Annotated in this window: 13 protein-coding genes; 2 read left to right on the forward strand and 11 right to left on the reverse strand. The window is 63.4% G+C overall.

What is annotated here, in order from left to right; all coding sequences use genetic code 11:
* Positions 1–157: 157 nt before the first annotated feature.
* Both SB822_RS04545 and SB822_RS04550 read left to right on the forward strand, forming a co-directional pair.
* On the forward strand, positions 158–1117 hold the full coding sequence (locus SB822_RS04545) for a GlxA family transcriptional regulator (protein ID WP_091781049.1): 960 nt from the start codon (positions 158–160) through the stop codon (positions 1115–1117).
* An 81-nt stretch (positions 1118–1198) separates the two neighbouring features.
* Positions 1199–1948: an SDR family oxidoreductase gene (locus SB822_RS04550; RefSeq protein WP_410854163.1), complete on the forward strand. Its 750-nt coding sequence runs from the start codon at positions 1199–1201 to the stop codon at positions 1946–1948.
* A gap of 52 nt (positions 1949–2000) precedes the next feature.
* On the opposite strand, the gene SB822_RS04555 is transcribed toward SB822_RS04550, so the two are convergent.
* The 11 genes from SB822_RS04555 to SB822_RS04605 form a co-directional block, all read right to left on the reverse strand.
* Complete coding sequence (locus tag SB822_RS04555) at positions 2001–2321, reverse strand: helix-turn-helix domain-containing protein (protein ID WP_007735864.1); 321 nt, start codon at positions 2319–2321, stop codon at positions 2001–2003.
* A gap of 453 nt (positions 2322–2774) precedes the next feature.
* Positions 2775–4178: an MFS transporter gene (locus SB822_RS04560; RefSeq protein ID WP_079487642.1), complete on the reverse strand. Its 1404-nt coding sequence runs from the start codon at positions 4176–4178 to the stop codon at positions 2775–2777.
* 26 nt (positions 4179–4204) lie between these two features.
* Entirely contained in the window at positions 4205–5461 is a 1257-nt protein-coding gene (locus SB822_RS04565) for an NAD(P)/FAD-dependent oxidoreductase (protein WP_410854164.1), read from the reverse strand.
* Positions 5454–6419: a VOC family protein gene (locus tag SB822_RS04570; RefSeq protein ID WP_007587777.1), complete on the reverse strand. Its 966-nt coding sequence runs from the start codon at positions 6417–6419 to the stop codon at positions 5454–5456. The genes SB822_RS04565 and SB822_RS04570 overlap by 8 nt, the downstream gene beginning before the upstream one ends.
* 13 nt (positions 6420–6432) lie before the next feature.
* Complete coding sequence (locus SB822_RS04575; protein ID WP_410854165.1) at positions 6433–7929, reverse strand: aldehyde dehydrogenase; 1497 nt, start codon at positions 7927–7929, stop codon at positions 6433–6435.
* A 27-nt stretch (positions 7930–7956) separates the two neighbouring features.
* Positions 7957–8787 carry an aspartate dehydrogenase gene (locus tag SB822_RS04580; protein WP_114222060.1) on the reverse strand — a complete coding sequence of 277 codons (831 nt, stop codon included), beginning with the start codon at positions 8785–8787 and terminating at the stop codon, positions 7957–7959.
* On the reverse strand, positions 8780–10438 hold the full coding sequence (locus SB822_RS04585) for a thiamine pyrophosphate-binding protein (protein ID WP_007587787.1): 1659 nt from the start codon (positions 10436–10438) through the stop codon (positions 8780–8782). Before SB822_RS04585 ends, SB822_RS04580 begins: the two co-directional genes overlap by 8 nt.
* Positions 10431–11237, reverse strand: coding sequence for an SDR family oxidoreductase (locus tag SB822_RS04590; protein ID WP_079500529.1), 807 nt, complete (start codon positions 11235–11237; stop codon positions 10431–10433). The genes SB822_RS04585 and SB822_RS04590 overlap by 8 nt, the downstream gene beginning before the upstream one ends.
* Positions 11237–12097: an IclR family transcriptional regulator gene (locus tag SB822_RS04595; protein WP_410854166.1), complete on the reverse strand. Its 861-nt coding sequence runs from the start codon at positions 12095–12097 to the stop codon at positions 11237–11239. The genes SB822_RS04590 and SB822_RS04595 overlap by 1 nt, the downstream gene beginning before the upstream one ends.
* A complete protein-coding gene (locus tag SB822_RS04600) occupies positions 12094–12987 on the reverse strand; it encodes an alpha/beta fold hydrolase (RefSeq protein WP_410854167.1) in 894 nt (297 codons plus the stop codon). Before SB822_RS04600 ends, SB822_RS04595 begins: the two co-directional genes overlap by 4 nt.
* Positions 12988–13012: 25 nt before the next feature.
* The gene (locus tag SB822_RS04605) at positions 13013–13552 is read right to left on the reverse strand and encodes a cupin domain-containing protein (protein ID WP_007587792.1); all 540 of its coding nucleotides are present in this window, start codon (positions 13550–13552) and stop codon (positions 13013–13015) included.
* Position 13553: the final 1 nt, after the last annotated feature.

Here is a 13553-nt window from a genome sequence, read left to right on the forward strand (position 1 = left end):
CGACACGGGATCTGGCCTTCTGCTTGCGCCGAATCGGCTGATAAGCATATTTGCTATCCTCTTCCATCGTCATCGACTTGCCTGGGCCGTCCTGACCGGTCAGCGTGCAAGTCGTCTGCTGCCGTTTTCCATTACGCGTTGTCTGCGAGGTCACTGAATGCCGAGCGTTGCCATAGCGATCTTTCCGGGCGTCCAGGCGCTGGATGTCGCCGGTCCTCTCGATGTGTTCGCCGAGGCGAATCTGTTCATCGACGGCAAGGACCGCTATGAAGTGGCGCTGCTCGCCGCCGACAGCGAGCCGCTGCGCGCATCCAACGGCATCCGGCTCGTCGCCGACGAAACCTTCGATCAGCAGCGCAGCACGTTCGATCTCGCGTTGATCGCAGGCGGTCCCGCGTTGCCGGAGAGCACGCCCGACACGCGCCTGACGGCCTGGCTCGCAAACGTCGCGTCGCAATGCGAGCGCTACGGTTCGATCTGCACGGGCGCGTTCGCGTTGGGCCACGCCGGCCTGCTCGACGATCGCAACGTCACGACGCACTGGCAGCACGCGCAGCAGCTTGCGGCGCAGTTTCCGAAAGCGCGCGTCGATTTCGACCGCATCTATCTGCGCGACGAGCGGCTCGTGACGTCGGCGGGCGTGACGGCGGGCATCGACCTCGCGCTGGCGCTCGTGACCGAAGATCACGGCCCGCAGACGGCGTTGAAGGTCGCGAAACGCCTCGTGGTGTTTTCGCAGCGCCAGGGCGGGCAGTCGCAATTCAGCCCGTACCTCACCGCGCCTGCCGACGAAGCATCGCCCGTTGCGAAGATCCAGACCCATGTGATGGCGAACATCCGCGACAACTTCACGGTCAGGCAACTCGCGGATGTGGCGGGCATGAGCGCGCGCAATTTCGCACGCATCTTCGTGCAGGAAACAGGCGTGACGCCGCATGAGTTCGTCGAGCGGGCGCGGATGGATGCGGCGCGCAAGCTGCTCGAAAGCAGCGGCGCGGCGCTCAAGACGATCGCCTACGATTGCGGCTTCGGCACGGCGGACCGCATGCGCATCGTGTTCACCAAGCGCATCGGCGCGACGCCGAAGCAATACCGCGAGCGCTTTCGGCACGAATAGGCGAAGCGGCTGCACACGTCGAATGCGCGTGAGAAAATGATGGGCTGGTCAACGGTCTAATTGAATATCGGGCATATCGACATGAACGCTACTACTTCCGTTCGCGCCATCGTCACGGGTCATACGCGCGGCCTCGGCGAAGCGCTCGCACAACGGCTGCTTGCACAAGGCATCGCCGTGCTCGGCATTTCGCGCTCGCGCAACGAAACGCTCGCGAATCAGGCAGGCTTCGAACAGGTCGCGGTCGATCTGGCGGATGCTGAACACCTGGCGCAATTTCTCGCTGGCGACACGTTGCGCAACTTCCTGAAAGGCGCGCAAACCGCGTTGCTGTTCAACAATGCGGGGATGGTGCAGCCGATCGGTCCCATCGAAGCGCAAGACGTTGCCGCGATTGCGCAAGCCGTGACGCTGAACGTGTCGGCGCCGCTGATGCTGGCGAGCGCGTTCGCCACGGCGAGCCCGGACGCGAGCGACCGGCGCATCGTCCATATTTCCAGCGGCGCGGCGCGCCATCCGTATCCGGGCTGGAGCATCTACTGCGCGACGAAGGCCGCGCTCGATCATCATGCGCGCTCCGTCGCGCTCGACCAGAATCGCGCGTTGCGCATTTGCAGCGTGGCGCCGGGTGTCGTCGATACGAACATGCAGGCGGAGATTCGCTCGACAGGCCTGGAGAAATTCCCGATGCGCGAGAAGTTCGAAGAACTGAAGCGCAGCGGGAAGCTGGCGACGCCGGAAGAGTCGGCGGGCAAGCTGGTTGATTATGTGTTGAGCGACACATTTGGGGCGGTGGCGACGGCGGATGTGAGGGAGTTGCCGCAGGGGTGAAGGTTCTGCCCAAACTTGCGCGCAGAACTATTCGACGAACGGTTCGCCCTCGTTACCCGAAAATCGCCAATCCATTCTTCTGAATGAGCTGGAGCAGCCGCGCGGCAATCCCGCTCGGCTTCTTGTCGCCCTGCTCCCATTGCCGCACCGTCGACACCGTCGTGTTGAGATAGAGCGCGAACACGTTTTGGCTGACGTTCACGCCCTTACGGATGCGCGCGATATCTTTAGCGTTGAACTCCGGCACTTCTTCGATACAGAGCTCGTCGTACTCGCGCATCGTTTTCTTGTCGATGACATTCGCCCGATGCAAGCCGGAAGCAGCGCTATGAATAGCTTCCGACGCATCGCTTCTGAAACGTGTCTTAGCCATTGCAGATCTCCACTAGTTCCTTCGCTTCCAACGTCGCAGCGCAGTCTTACTGGCGAATCAAGCGGTTTCCGTCAGCGCTTGAGTCTTCTTATGGTCAATTCATGAGCCGACAAAATATACCACTTAGTGGTATATTTTTCGCGAGAATGCGTGTCACCGAAACTGAAAAAGCGGCCCGTATGATGAGTCCCGAAAAGCCTCACCTTTGAGTCGAGTTGCGATTCCCACGACGTTCATGCGGAGCCAGTTTCTATCCGGTCATTGCATCAAAACGTACGGAATTTCGGGGAAACCCGGGTTTTTTCATTCAGCGATCGCGTCGGACGAGGCCGAGCGGTGAGTGAAAATCATCTCACTCGCCTCACTCCCGAAAACCCTCACCTCAAAGCAACACGGGCCACGACACGCAATCACCCGCGCATCGTGGCCCGACATCAAACACGTCAGAGAAGCTTAAGCCTCCAACTGCTCCAGCACCTTCCCCTTCGTCTCGATCCCCAGATACTTCACGACGAGCGCCGCGCAAAACGGCACGACAGCCAGCAGATAAAACGCCATATCCAGATTCCCGCCTACCATCGTCTTCGACACCAGTGTCGGCGCAAAGATCGCGGCAAGCTTCAACCACGCGCCGCCGACGCCGCACCCAAACGCGCGAATACTCGTCGGATACAACTCAGGCGTGTACACATAAGCCGTGATGAACCCACACGCCAGCCAGCCGAGCGCGAACGCACAACACGTCGCCACCACATAAACGGAAGCGTCATGGAACACGCCCGCCAACACCAGCGACAACGCGCACAACATGAACGACCAGTTGATGATCGGCTTGCGTCCGACCTTATCGACCAACATCGCGCACAGCAGCGAACCGAGCACACCGAGCACGGAAGCGGCAACAGCCAGATTCAGCGCCAGCTGCAACGGCGCGTGATACACCGTGCGATAAATCGTCGGCAGCCACGTCGACAGACCATACTGGATCACGCCGCACGTCATCCACAGCATCGCGACAGCCGCCGAGCGCTTCCAGTACGCCTTGCCGAACAGGTCGCTCATCTTGCGCTTCGGGTGACGCGCAGCCATCGCTTCAAAACCGGCGGGATCTTCCATCGGCGGCAGCGCGGTTTTGGCAGTACGCTCGAACGCGTGCACGGCATCGGCGGCTTCGTTCATGCGGCCGCGTTCAGCCAGCCAGCGCGGTGATTCGGGTACGAGCTTGCGCAGCACGAAGAACAGAATCAACGGCATGCCGCCGATAAAGTACATCGCCTCCCAGCCAAAACGCGGCACGATCCACGCGCCCAACGCATTCGACGCGAGCAGGCCAACCGGGAACACGATCTCGTACAGCAGCACGAAGCGCCCGCGTCCATGCGCACGGCAGATTTCATTGATGTACGTCGCGGCCACGGGCAACTCGCCGCCCAGCCCGATGCCCTGCACGATGCGCAACACGAAGAACACCGCAAACGTAGGCGCGAAGCCGCACGCAATACTCGTCACGCCGATCAACCCCGAACTCAGCGCGATCGCCTTCACGCGGCCGTGACGCTCCGCATACCACGGAAACAGAAACGCGCCGATCAGCTGACCAACCGAACTCGCGCCGATCATCAGGCCCACGTCCCACGGCGTCAGATGCCATTTGCCGATCAGGATCGGCAGCGTCGCGGCGATCGCGATGACGTCGAAGCCGTCAAAGAACGTCGCGAGGCCGATCAGAATGCGCGCGCGCACCAGCATCGCGTTCGCGGGCAATCGTTCGAGCCGCGCAATGATCGAGCCGCGCGTCGCGGGATGGGAGACACCGGCGCTGCTGTGTGCCTCAAACGTATTGTCGATAGTGCTCATGCGTCGTTTCTCCGCCCCTACTGTGATTAGGCAAGCGCTTTGTCGGCGTCGGCCAGAGCCGCGACGTCGACCGTGCGCCCCTGGGTCATCCATTTGCGCGCGAGCTTCAGGTCGCGCGGCGTGTTGATCGCGATCACGCCGCGCACGCCACCGTCCGCGACATGAAAGAGCGTCGCGCGGCGCGCGCTGACATCGCCGCGCACGACGAGTTCGGCATCGGCGGGAATGTCGCCGAGAATCTGCAGGTTCACGTCGTATTGATCCGACCAGAACCACGGAATCTCCGCATACGGCTCGAACTGGCCGAGTGCGGCCTTCGCGACGACGATCGCCTGGTTCTGCGCGTTTGCCCACGATTCGAGGCGCACGCGCCGCTTCAACCACGCGCTCGGATGATTCGCGACGTCGCCGCAAGCGAAGATGCGCGGATCGTTCGTCATGCCGTGTTCGTCGACGACGATGCCGTCGTTCACGGGCAAGCCCGCCGCTTCGGCAATCGATGTATGCGGCGTGAGGCCGATGCCCGCCACGGCGAAATCGGCATCGATGGTCGAGCCATCTGCGAGCGTCGCGCGCACTTTGCTTGCGTCTTCAGGATGCGTGTCGAGCGACGTCAATGCGGCGGACAAACGCACGTCGACGCCATTCGAACGATGCAGATCGAGCAGGAACTCCGACACGACAGGCGGCACCGAACGCGCGCACAGACGCGGCGCGCCTTCTACCACCGTCGCCCCAACCCCGAGCTTGCGTGCTGTCGCCGCGACTTCGAGACCAATCCATCCGCCGCCGATCACGAGCACGTGCTTGCTTGCGCGCAAACGCTCGCCGAGCGCCGATGCTTCGTCCAAAGTGCGTAGATACGCGATGTGATCCGTCTTCACCAACGACGCCGGCAGCTTGCGCGCCGCCCCGCCCGTTGCGATCACGAGCCGGTCGTACTGCACTTCGCGGCCCGATTGCGTGCGCACGATGCGTTGCGCGCGGTCGATTTGCGTCGCAACGTCCGGTTGCCATGCTTCGACATTGAGCGAAGCGAAATCGTCGGTGGCGAAGAGGCGCACCGTGTCGATATTGGCATCACCCGACAGCACCGCTTTCGACAGCGGCGGCCGCTCATACGGCAGATGAATTTCATCCGCGATCATCACCAGACGGCCTTCGAAGCCCGTCTTGCGCAATGTCTTCACGACCCAACCCGCAGCCTGGCCCCCGCCGATCACGACGATCGTTTGCGGCGCGTCCGCGTTACTCGCAGCGTTTGAAATGGCAGCGTCAGTCATGTTTGCGCTCCGTCATGAACTTGCCTTCCGGCGCCTTCGCGTTCTTCTGACGGCGTGTGTTGCCGTCGATGCCGCCGTCGATCGCCCATTCGGCGAACACAGTCGGACCCGGTTCGAAATCGCGCGGCTGCCATTCGGGCGTGAGTTGATCTTCGTCGGCGTAGTACTCGATCAGGCCGCCCGCCGGATTCTGGAAGTACCAGAAATACGCGGACGAAACGGGGTGACGTCCCGGCCCGAGTTGCGTGTCCCAGCCGCAACGGCTGACGTGCATGCCGCCGCCGAATACTTCGTGAATGTCGCGCACGGTGAACGCGACGTGATTCAGTCCGCGCTTGCCCGTCGGCAGTTGCAGCAGAAAGATGTCGTGATGGCCGCCGTGCGGCGCGCAGCGCATGAATGCGCCACGGCCTGGATAGCGGTCCGACATTTCGAAGCCGAGTCGTTCCTGATAAAACTTCTCCTGCTCCGCGAGGCAGTTCGTGAAGAACACGACGTGGCCCACTTCGACGGGTTCCGCGCGTTCATAGACCGGGCTCGGTGTATCGACGCGCAGCGTTTGACCCCACACGTTCGACGGCGAGCCATGCACGTCGACGGCGCGCTTGCGCGTCACTTCGATGCGGATCGCCATGCCGTTCGGATCGATGCAGCCGACGGCTTCATCGTTCGAGTAGTAGCCCGGCGTGCCCTTCAGGCTCTCGCGGTATGTGTCGAGGTCAGCGGGCGCGGCCACGCCCCACGTCACTTCCCGCAGCGTCGGACCTTCTTCGAATGCGGGCGGCAGCGACGGATCGTTCGCCATCACCGCGAGCACCGTGCAGCCGTTCAACGTTTCGAAGCGCGCGCGCGTTTCGTCGTGCGCGGTTTCCTTCATGCCCCAGTCGGCGAAAAAGCGCCGACAGGTCTCAAGATCCGTCACGCCGTACGTGATCTGTTCAATGCCGAGAATGCTCATGTTGCGTGCCTCTTCAGTTCGCCCACGCCAGCGGCGCGTCGTTCAAGCCCCAGTAAAGGCTCTTTTGCTGCATATATTCACGAATGCCCAGGCGGCCTTTTTCGCGGCCCATGCCGCTTTCTTTCCAGCCTGAGAACGGCGTCGAAATCGAGAACAGCTTGTACGTGTTGATCCATACGGTGCCCGCTTCGAGCGCACGCGCGACGCGCCATGCGCGCTTGTAGTCGCGCGTCCAGATGCCGGCGGCGAGACCGAATACGCTGTCGTTCGCTTCTTTCAGCAGCGATGCTTCGTCGTCGAAAGGCATCGCGACGAGGACCGGTCCGAAGATTTCTTCCTGGCAAATGCGTGCGTTGTTCGACAGGCCTTCGAGAATCGTCGGTTGATAGAAGAAGCCCTGCTCACGGTTGTTGCCTACAGGCCGCTCGCCGCCGCACAGCAAACGCCCGCCTTCTTCGAGGCCGAGCGCCACATAACGCTCAACCGACTCGCGATGCTTCGCGGAAATCAGCGGACCCATCTGCGTGTTCTCGCTCGCGGGATCGCCGACGCGCAATTCACGCGCTTTCGCGGTCAGCCGCTTCATGAACTCGGGATAGATCGAGCGCTGCACGAACAGGCGCGAGCCCGCAATGCACGCTTCGCCCGACGAACTGAAAATGCCGTACAGCACACCGTTCACCGCATGATCAAGGTCGGCGTCTTCGAAGACCATCGTCGGCGACTTGCCGCCGAGTTCCAGCGACACGGGCATCAGCTTGTCCGCTGCGATGCGCGCGATGCCGCGTCCCACTTCCGTGCCGCCCGTAAACGACACTTTCTTCACGAGCGGATGGCGCACCAGCACATCACCGATCACCGAGCCCTTGCCGGGCAGCACGCTCAGCACACCCTTCGGCACGCCCGCTTCCTCGCAGATACGTGCAAGTGCGAGCGACACCAGCGGCGTTATTTCAGCGGGCTTCAACACGACGGCGTTGCCTGCCGCAAGCGCGGGCGCGAGCTTTTGCGCATCGGAAGCGATGGGCGAATTCCACGGCGTAATCGCCGCGATCACGCCGATCGGCTCATGCACGCTCATCGTCAGATAGTCGCCGCGCGAGGGCGTCACTTCTTCGTCGAGTGTTTCGAGGCACGCCGCGAAATAGCGAAATGTGTTCGCCGCGCTCGCGACCAGCACGCGCGTCTCGCCAATCGGCTTGCCGTTGTCGCGGCGTTGCAGTTGCGCGAGCGCTTCGTGCTTCGCCATGATCAGATCGGCGATGCGATACAGGATCAGCGCGCGCTGATGCGGCTTCAGACCGGACCAGTTCGGCTTGCGCCACGCGATGTCAGCGGCTTCGACGGCTTCGCGCGTGTCGTCGGCATCGGCCGTCGTGATTTCGGTGTTCACCGAGCCGTCGGCGGGATAGATGCTCGCGTACAGTGCGCCGCGGCCGCGTTTCCACTCGCCGCCGACGAAGATATCGCCGGAGGGCACGAGGCTCGAAATGATGTCGGTGTGGGGCATGTCGTACTTCCTTTGACTATCAGATCTTCAGATCACGCAGCGGGCCGCGCGATTGCGCAGCGCGCGGATCGCGCTGAACGCGGTCAGTGCAGAGGTCTTCGGATTGTCGGGCAGCGGCTTGCCGCTCATTTCGAGCGACATCTCGCCGAACGCGCCGCGCGCGACGATGCGATGCACGTTGCGCGTCACAGCGGGATCGGCGATCAGACGCACCATCGTCTGATCGAGACCGAGACCCGCGAGCGCGACGGTCGCCGCGACATTCGCGTTCTTCGGATACAGCCGCGCCGCTTCGCGTGCGCTGCCTTCGAAGATCACGCGCGCTTCAGTCAGCGTCTGCAGATCGCAGAGTTGTTCGGCGGGCGTGCCGAGCCAGCCCGTCGGCGGCTTGCGGCCGATGTATTGCACTTCGTCGAGGCCACCGAGCTTCGCGGCGGCGAGCGCATCGATACCGCCGATTGCACCCGACAAAAGCGTCACGGTTGCGTGGCCTTCATCGGCGGCGGCGTTCAGGGCTTCGAGCAGGCTCAGATCCGACAGCGCGCCGATCGACGCGACCGCGCAATCCGTGCCCGCCTTCAGCAGCGGCACGACGTGGCTCACCAGCGCGCCGTGTCCCGCGCATTCGAGCGCGAACTGCGGACGCGACTTCAACGCGTCGACGGACCACACGACATCCACATCCGGCCCGACCTGCTCGCGCACGGCGTTGGCCTGATGCTCGGGCACGATCACATGCGACACATGCACTTGCGGATCGGCGGCAACGGCGTGATATACGGTCTGACCGATCGCGCCGAAACCGATCATCGCGATGTCGAGGGGCGCGTGATGATTGATGCCCGCAATGTTAGGCATGTTCAGGCTCCTGTTTGCGCACGGGCGGGCCGGCGAAGGCCGTAGCGAATGAACCGACCGACAGCATGTCCACCTCGACAAGCACCGGCCCGTTCTTCGCGATGCCTTCGCGGATCACGTCGTCGGCCTGGTCCAGCGACGAAATGCGGTAGTGCGTGAGGCCGAAGCTCGCGCAGAACTGCGCGAAATCGGGTTGATGCAGTTGCACGTAGCAGCGGCGGCCGCCGTAGTGCGCGTCCTGAATGTTGCGGATCACGCCGTAGCATTGATCGTTCATCAGCACGATCATCACGTTCGCGTTTTCCTGCACGGCCGTCACCAGTTCGCCGACGTTGACCATCAGGCCGCCGTCGCCGACGAGGCACACGGTCTTCGCCGCCGCATCCGCGAGCGCCGCGCCGATCGCCATCTGGATACCCTGGCCGATGCCGCCACCCAGCGCATGCACGCCCGCGCGCGGCTGGAAGATCTTCAGCATGCGGTTGCCCCACGTGCTGTTCGAGATCGTCACGTCGCGCACCCAGTTGTAGTCGCGGCCGACGGCATGTTGCAGCGCGTCGACAAGGCGCTTGTACGGTCCGAGGCCCTTGCCCGTTTCAGCGACGGCCACTTCGCGCGTGGCTGCGAGATCACCTGCAAACGCAGGGTCGATCTTCATGCGGCCTTCGAGCAGCGTCGCGAGTTGATCGAGCACGGCGACTGCGTCGCCATGAACAAACAGCTCGTTGCGATAGCCACGGTTGTCGGCAAGCGCATCGGCATCGACGCGGAACAGCGGCTGCGGCAGCGCGAGCTTGTACTTGAGCGTCTCGTTGCCGCGCAGACGCGAGCCGACCACGAGCAGCGCATCGCAGGTCTTGTAGAACTTCTCGACGGTCGGCTGCACGTTGAATGCGCCGAGCGTCGCCGGATGATCTTCGGGCAGCACGCCGCGGCCCTGCACGCTGGTCACGACGCCGAAGCCGAGCTTCACGAGGCGCTCGACCTGCGCACGCGCATGCCGCGTACCGCCGCCGAGCCACAGCAACGGACGCTTTGCTTTCGCGAGTTCGTCGGCGAGCTGCTCGACGCGCTTCGTGTCGTGCGTCAGCGTGCTGACGTGCGGGGCGGCCATGTCGACGGGCCATTCGATTTCGGCGGCCTGGATGTCGATAGGAATCTCGACACTGACAGGGCCGCTCGGCGCGGTTTGCGCGACGCGCACGGCTTCGCGGATCGTTGCCAGGGCGGTCTCGACGGAACGCACGCGGTACGCGGCCTTCGAAATCGACGAGAGCATCGCCAGTTGATCGGGCGCTTCGTGGATATACGCGAGATCCTGATCGAGATACGTCGATTCAATCTGGCCGGTGATATGCACGAGCGCCGTGCCTGCCGTCAGCGCTTCGACCATCGCGCCCGCTGCGTTGCCCGCGGCCGTGCCCGTGCTAGTGAACGCGACGCCGAGGCCGCCCGACACGCGCGCGAGACCATCGGCCATGTTCAGTGCGCCCGCTTCGCCGCGCGCGCCGACATAGCGGATGTTGCCGCGCGTATTGATCGCGTCGAGGATCGGCATGTTGTGAATCGAGATCACGCCGAATGCAGTTTTGACGCCGCATTGCTCGAGAAAAGCGGCGATCAGCTCGCCGACGGTGGTTTTGTTAGACATGACGTGCAACGCCTCCGGAGACATCGATATGGCTTCCCGTCGTGTACGACGACAGGGGTGTAGCGAGATAAAAGAGCGCTTGTGCGGCCTCTTCAGGACGGCCGAAGCGGCCGAGCGGAATGTTCTTCATGCGCGCGAGTTCGCTGGTCCAGTCTTCCCAGCTTTGACCCGGCTGCGCCTGCGTCTGGTAGCGGCGACGCCATTGGCCCGACTCGACGATGCCGATCAGAATCGAGTTCACGCGAATGCGCTGCGGCGCAAGCTCGACGGCCAGCGACTTGATCAGGTTCTGCACGCCCGCGCGCGCCGACGAGGTCGCGACCATATGCGGCTCGGGCTGCAATGCGAGCAGCGAATTCACGCAGACGATCGAGCCGTTGCCTTGCTGCGCGGCTTGCGTGAGCATCGGCAGAAATGCGCGGGTCGGTCGGATGACGCTGAAGTACTTGAGGTCCAGTTCTTCGCGCCATGCTTCGTCGCTGGTATCGGCGAAGGTCGATACGCGGCCCTGGCCTGCGTTGTTGACGAGCATGTCGGTGCGGCCGAAGCGTTGCTGTACATCGGTTGCGAACTTCGTGACTTCGTTCGCGTCGAGCACGTTGCAGCGCGCGGCGAGCAATTGCGCTTGCGGAAACTGAACGCGCAGCGAAGCTTCAGCGCTCGCGAGCCGATCGGCGTCGCGACCGCAGATCGCCACGGATGCTCCCGCGCGCAGAAAGAGTTCGGCCGTTGCGAGGCCGATGCCGGACGAGCCGCCCGTCACCACTGCAACCTGTCCTGTGAGATCGATTTGAATCATCAGAGCCCCAATGCCTTCATGTACCTGCTTTCCGCCGACGGCCGATAGTTCAGCCGCAGCGACAGTTGCTCCGCCGCGCTGCGCACCTTGTCGATCAGGCCGCCATCCAGCAGCGCCGCGTCGATCTGCGGACGCGGGATCGTCGTCGTGATGACGGCGGCGATGCGGCCCGTGTCGTTGCGCACGGATGCACTGATCACGGAAATGCCGTTTTCAAAGGACGATTCGCTGATTGCGAAACCGCGCACCGCGTCGTCCTTCACGCGCTCGTACAGTTCGTCGACGGTAGCGGGCGTGTGTTTCGTGAAGCGTTCAAGTGTCTTCTCCGGATACAGCGCGCGCAGTTCGTCGAGCGAGAGATCACCCATCAGTACATGACCGTGCGTGGTCGCATGCGCGGGCAGCCGCGTGCCGACGTTCACCTTCACCGAGCTGAACACGGGCGCGTGGCTCTGCGCCTTCGCGACGAACACCACATCGCGGCCGTCGCGGATCACGATGTGTGTGGTCAGGCCCGTTGCGTCGCGCAAACCTTCGATCAGCGGCAAGCCGAGATCGGTGAGTTCGAGCGAGCTGAGATATTCGAAGCCGAGGCGCAGCACCGCGACGCCCAGGCGATAGTTGCGGTCGCGATCCGCGCGCTCCAGAAAGCCGAGCGATTCGAGCGTCTGCAGCAGACGGAACACCGTCGTGCGTGGAATGCCGAGGCGCTTCGACAACTCGGGCGCGCCGAGCACCGGCTCGCGCGGCGAAAACTCCGTGAGAATGCGCAGGCCGCGTTCGAGTCCGGGCACGCGATAGTTCGCATCGTTGCGGTCGTCTTCTGCTTCAGGCGCACTGCCCGTCAATTCGGGGGTCATGCTTTGCTCCATTGGCCGTCGCTCGCGCGGCAGAATGCGTCGATGAGCGCGGTGTATTCAGTGCCCGCTTCGATATAGCCCGCGTGACCCGCGCGCGGGATGATCTGCAGGCGCGTGCGCGCCGCCTGCGCAATCCGCTCGCATGACGACGGCGGCGTGATCGAGTCTTCCGCGCCGACCGCGACAGCGATACGGCCGTTGAACTTCGCGAGATCGCTGGCGAGGTCCGTGTTGGCGAGCAGATGCGTCGCCTGCGCGTAACCGTTCGGCACGATGCGCGACATGTTCCAGCGAACCCACTCGCGCGATGCGTCGTCGGCGTGCGGCGAGAGCATGTTGGCGCTGCGTTTTTCCGCGAGTACCTGCGGGCCGAGTTCGGCGAGCATCGCGAGACGGCCGTCGCGCTTCGACGCGCGCACTTCTTCGGATGCCGCGCCGTAGCCCGCTGCGGGCGAAATCAGCAACAGCCCCGCGACGCGTTCCGCGTGCGACGCTGCGAACGAGCCCGCGATGATCGCGCCGAGCGAATGCCCGACCAGTACGCAACGCTCTACGTCGAGCGCGTCGAGCCATGCGTTGAGCGCGCCAGCATATTCATGTGCTTCCGGCGAAGCCGACGCAACGGGTGTCGATTCGCCGTAGCCCGGCGCGTCCCACGCGAACACGCGGCGCGTCGTGCCGAGCGCTTCGAACTGTTGCACCCACGAAGCCGCGCCCGAGCCAATGCCGTGCAACAGCACGAGCGGCAACGCATCGGCGTGTGCGGCACCCGCTTCGCGATAACCGATCGTACGTTGCGGCGCAATCGCGATCCGCTGTGCCGGGAAGTGCGAGAGGCGCGTTTCCAGTGTGGCGTTTCGATCGACAGTAACGGGCAAGGCTGCGGACATGGGCTTCGGTTCGTGAGCGGTGGACTTACTTCGCGAGATCGCGCTTGATCTTCGCGAGCGGCGAATCGGGCGGATACGTCGGCGTGATCGGCTTCGACGAACCGAGCATCACGCACATCAGCGCGTCTTCTTCGCCGATGTTGATTTCCGTGCGATACACGCCGGGCGGAACCGAGATCAGATCGCGTTCGCCGAGCACGGCTTCCCACGTTTCGCCGTCGCGCTCGCAGATCACTTTCATCTTGCCGCGCAGCACGAAGAAAATTTCTTCGACGTCGGTATGAATGTGGCTCGGCCCGATGTTGCCGGCGGGAATTACCATCGTCGAGAACGTGAAGTTGCCGGCGGGCACCGTGTTCATGTCTTTGGCGACACCCGTGCCGCCCGTGCCGACATAGCGCATTTGCGCGCGACGGTATTTCGGGTCGTAGTCGGCCTGGAACTTCAGCGCGTCCCAGTCGTAGCGGCGCGTTTCGAACCGCGCGACGCGCGTGTCCATCCATTGTTCGAAACTTGCGTCGGTGGGTTGATCCCACGATTTGCGTTCGAGATCGGCGTCGGCCATT

The sequence above is a fragment of the Paraburkholderia sp. SIMBA_054 genome (assembly GCF_046534875.1).
Lineage (GTDB): Bacteria > Pseudomonadota > Gammaproteobacteria > Burkholderiales > Burkholderiaceae > Paraburkholderia > Paraburkholderia hospita.

Coding starts and splice junctions, on each gene's coding strand:
- SB822_RS04580 (WP_114222060.1), bottom strand. CDS start 8,787: ATGCCTAACATTGCGGGCATCAATCATCACGCGCCCCTCGACATCGCG.
- SB822_RS04575 (WP_410854165.1), bottom strand. CDS start 7,929: ATGCCCCACACCGACATCATTTCGAGCCTCGTGCCCTCCGGCGATATC.
- SB822_RS04590 (WP_079500529.1), bottom strand. CDS start 11,237: ATGATTCAAATCGATCTCACAGGACAGGTTGCAGTGGTGACGGGCGGC.
- SB822_RS04565 (WP_410854164.1), bottom strand. CDS start 5,461: ATGACTGACGCTGCCATTTCAAACGCTGCGAGTAACGCGGACGCGCCG.
- SB822_RS04550 (WP_410854163.1), top strand. CDS start 1,199: ATGAACGCTACTACTTCCGTTCGCGCCATCGTCACGGGTCATACGCGC.
- SB822_RS04570 (WP_007587777.1), bottom strand. CDS start 6,419: ATGAGCATTCTCGGCATTGAACAGATCACGTACGGCGTGACGGATCTT.
- SB822_RS04560 (WP_079487642.1), bottom strand. CDS start 4,178: ATGAGCACTATCGACAATACGTTTGAGGCACACAGCAGCGCCGGTGTC.
- SB822_RS04595 (WP_410854166.1), bottom strand. CDS start 12,097: ATGACCCCCGAATTGACGGGCAGTGCGCCTGAAGCAGAAGACGACCGC.
- SB822_RS04545 (WP_091781049.1), top strand. CDS start 158: ATGCCGAGCGTTGCCATAGCGATCTTTCCGGGCGTCCAGGCGCTGGAT.
- SB822_RS04585 (WP_007587787.1), bottom strand. CDS start 10,438: ATGTCTAACAAAACCACCGTCGGCGAGCTGATCGCCGCTTTTCTCGAG.
- SB822_RS04605 (WP_007587792.1), bottom strand. CDS start 13,552: ATGGCCGACGCCGATCTCGAACGCAAATCGTGGGATCAACCCACCGAC.
- SB822_RS04555 (WP_007735864.1), bottom strand. CDS start 2,321: ATGGCTAAGACACGTTTCAGAAGCGATGCGTCGGAAGCTATTCATAGC.
- SB822_RS04600 (WP_410854167.1), bottom strand. CDS start 12,987: ATGTCCGCAGCCTTGCCCGTTACTGTCGATCGAAACGCCACACTGGAA.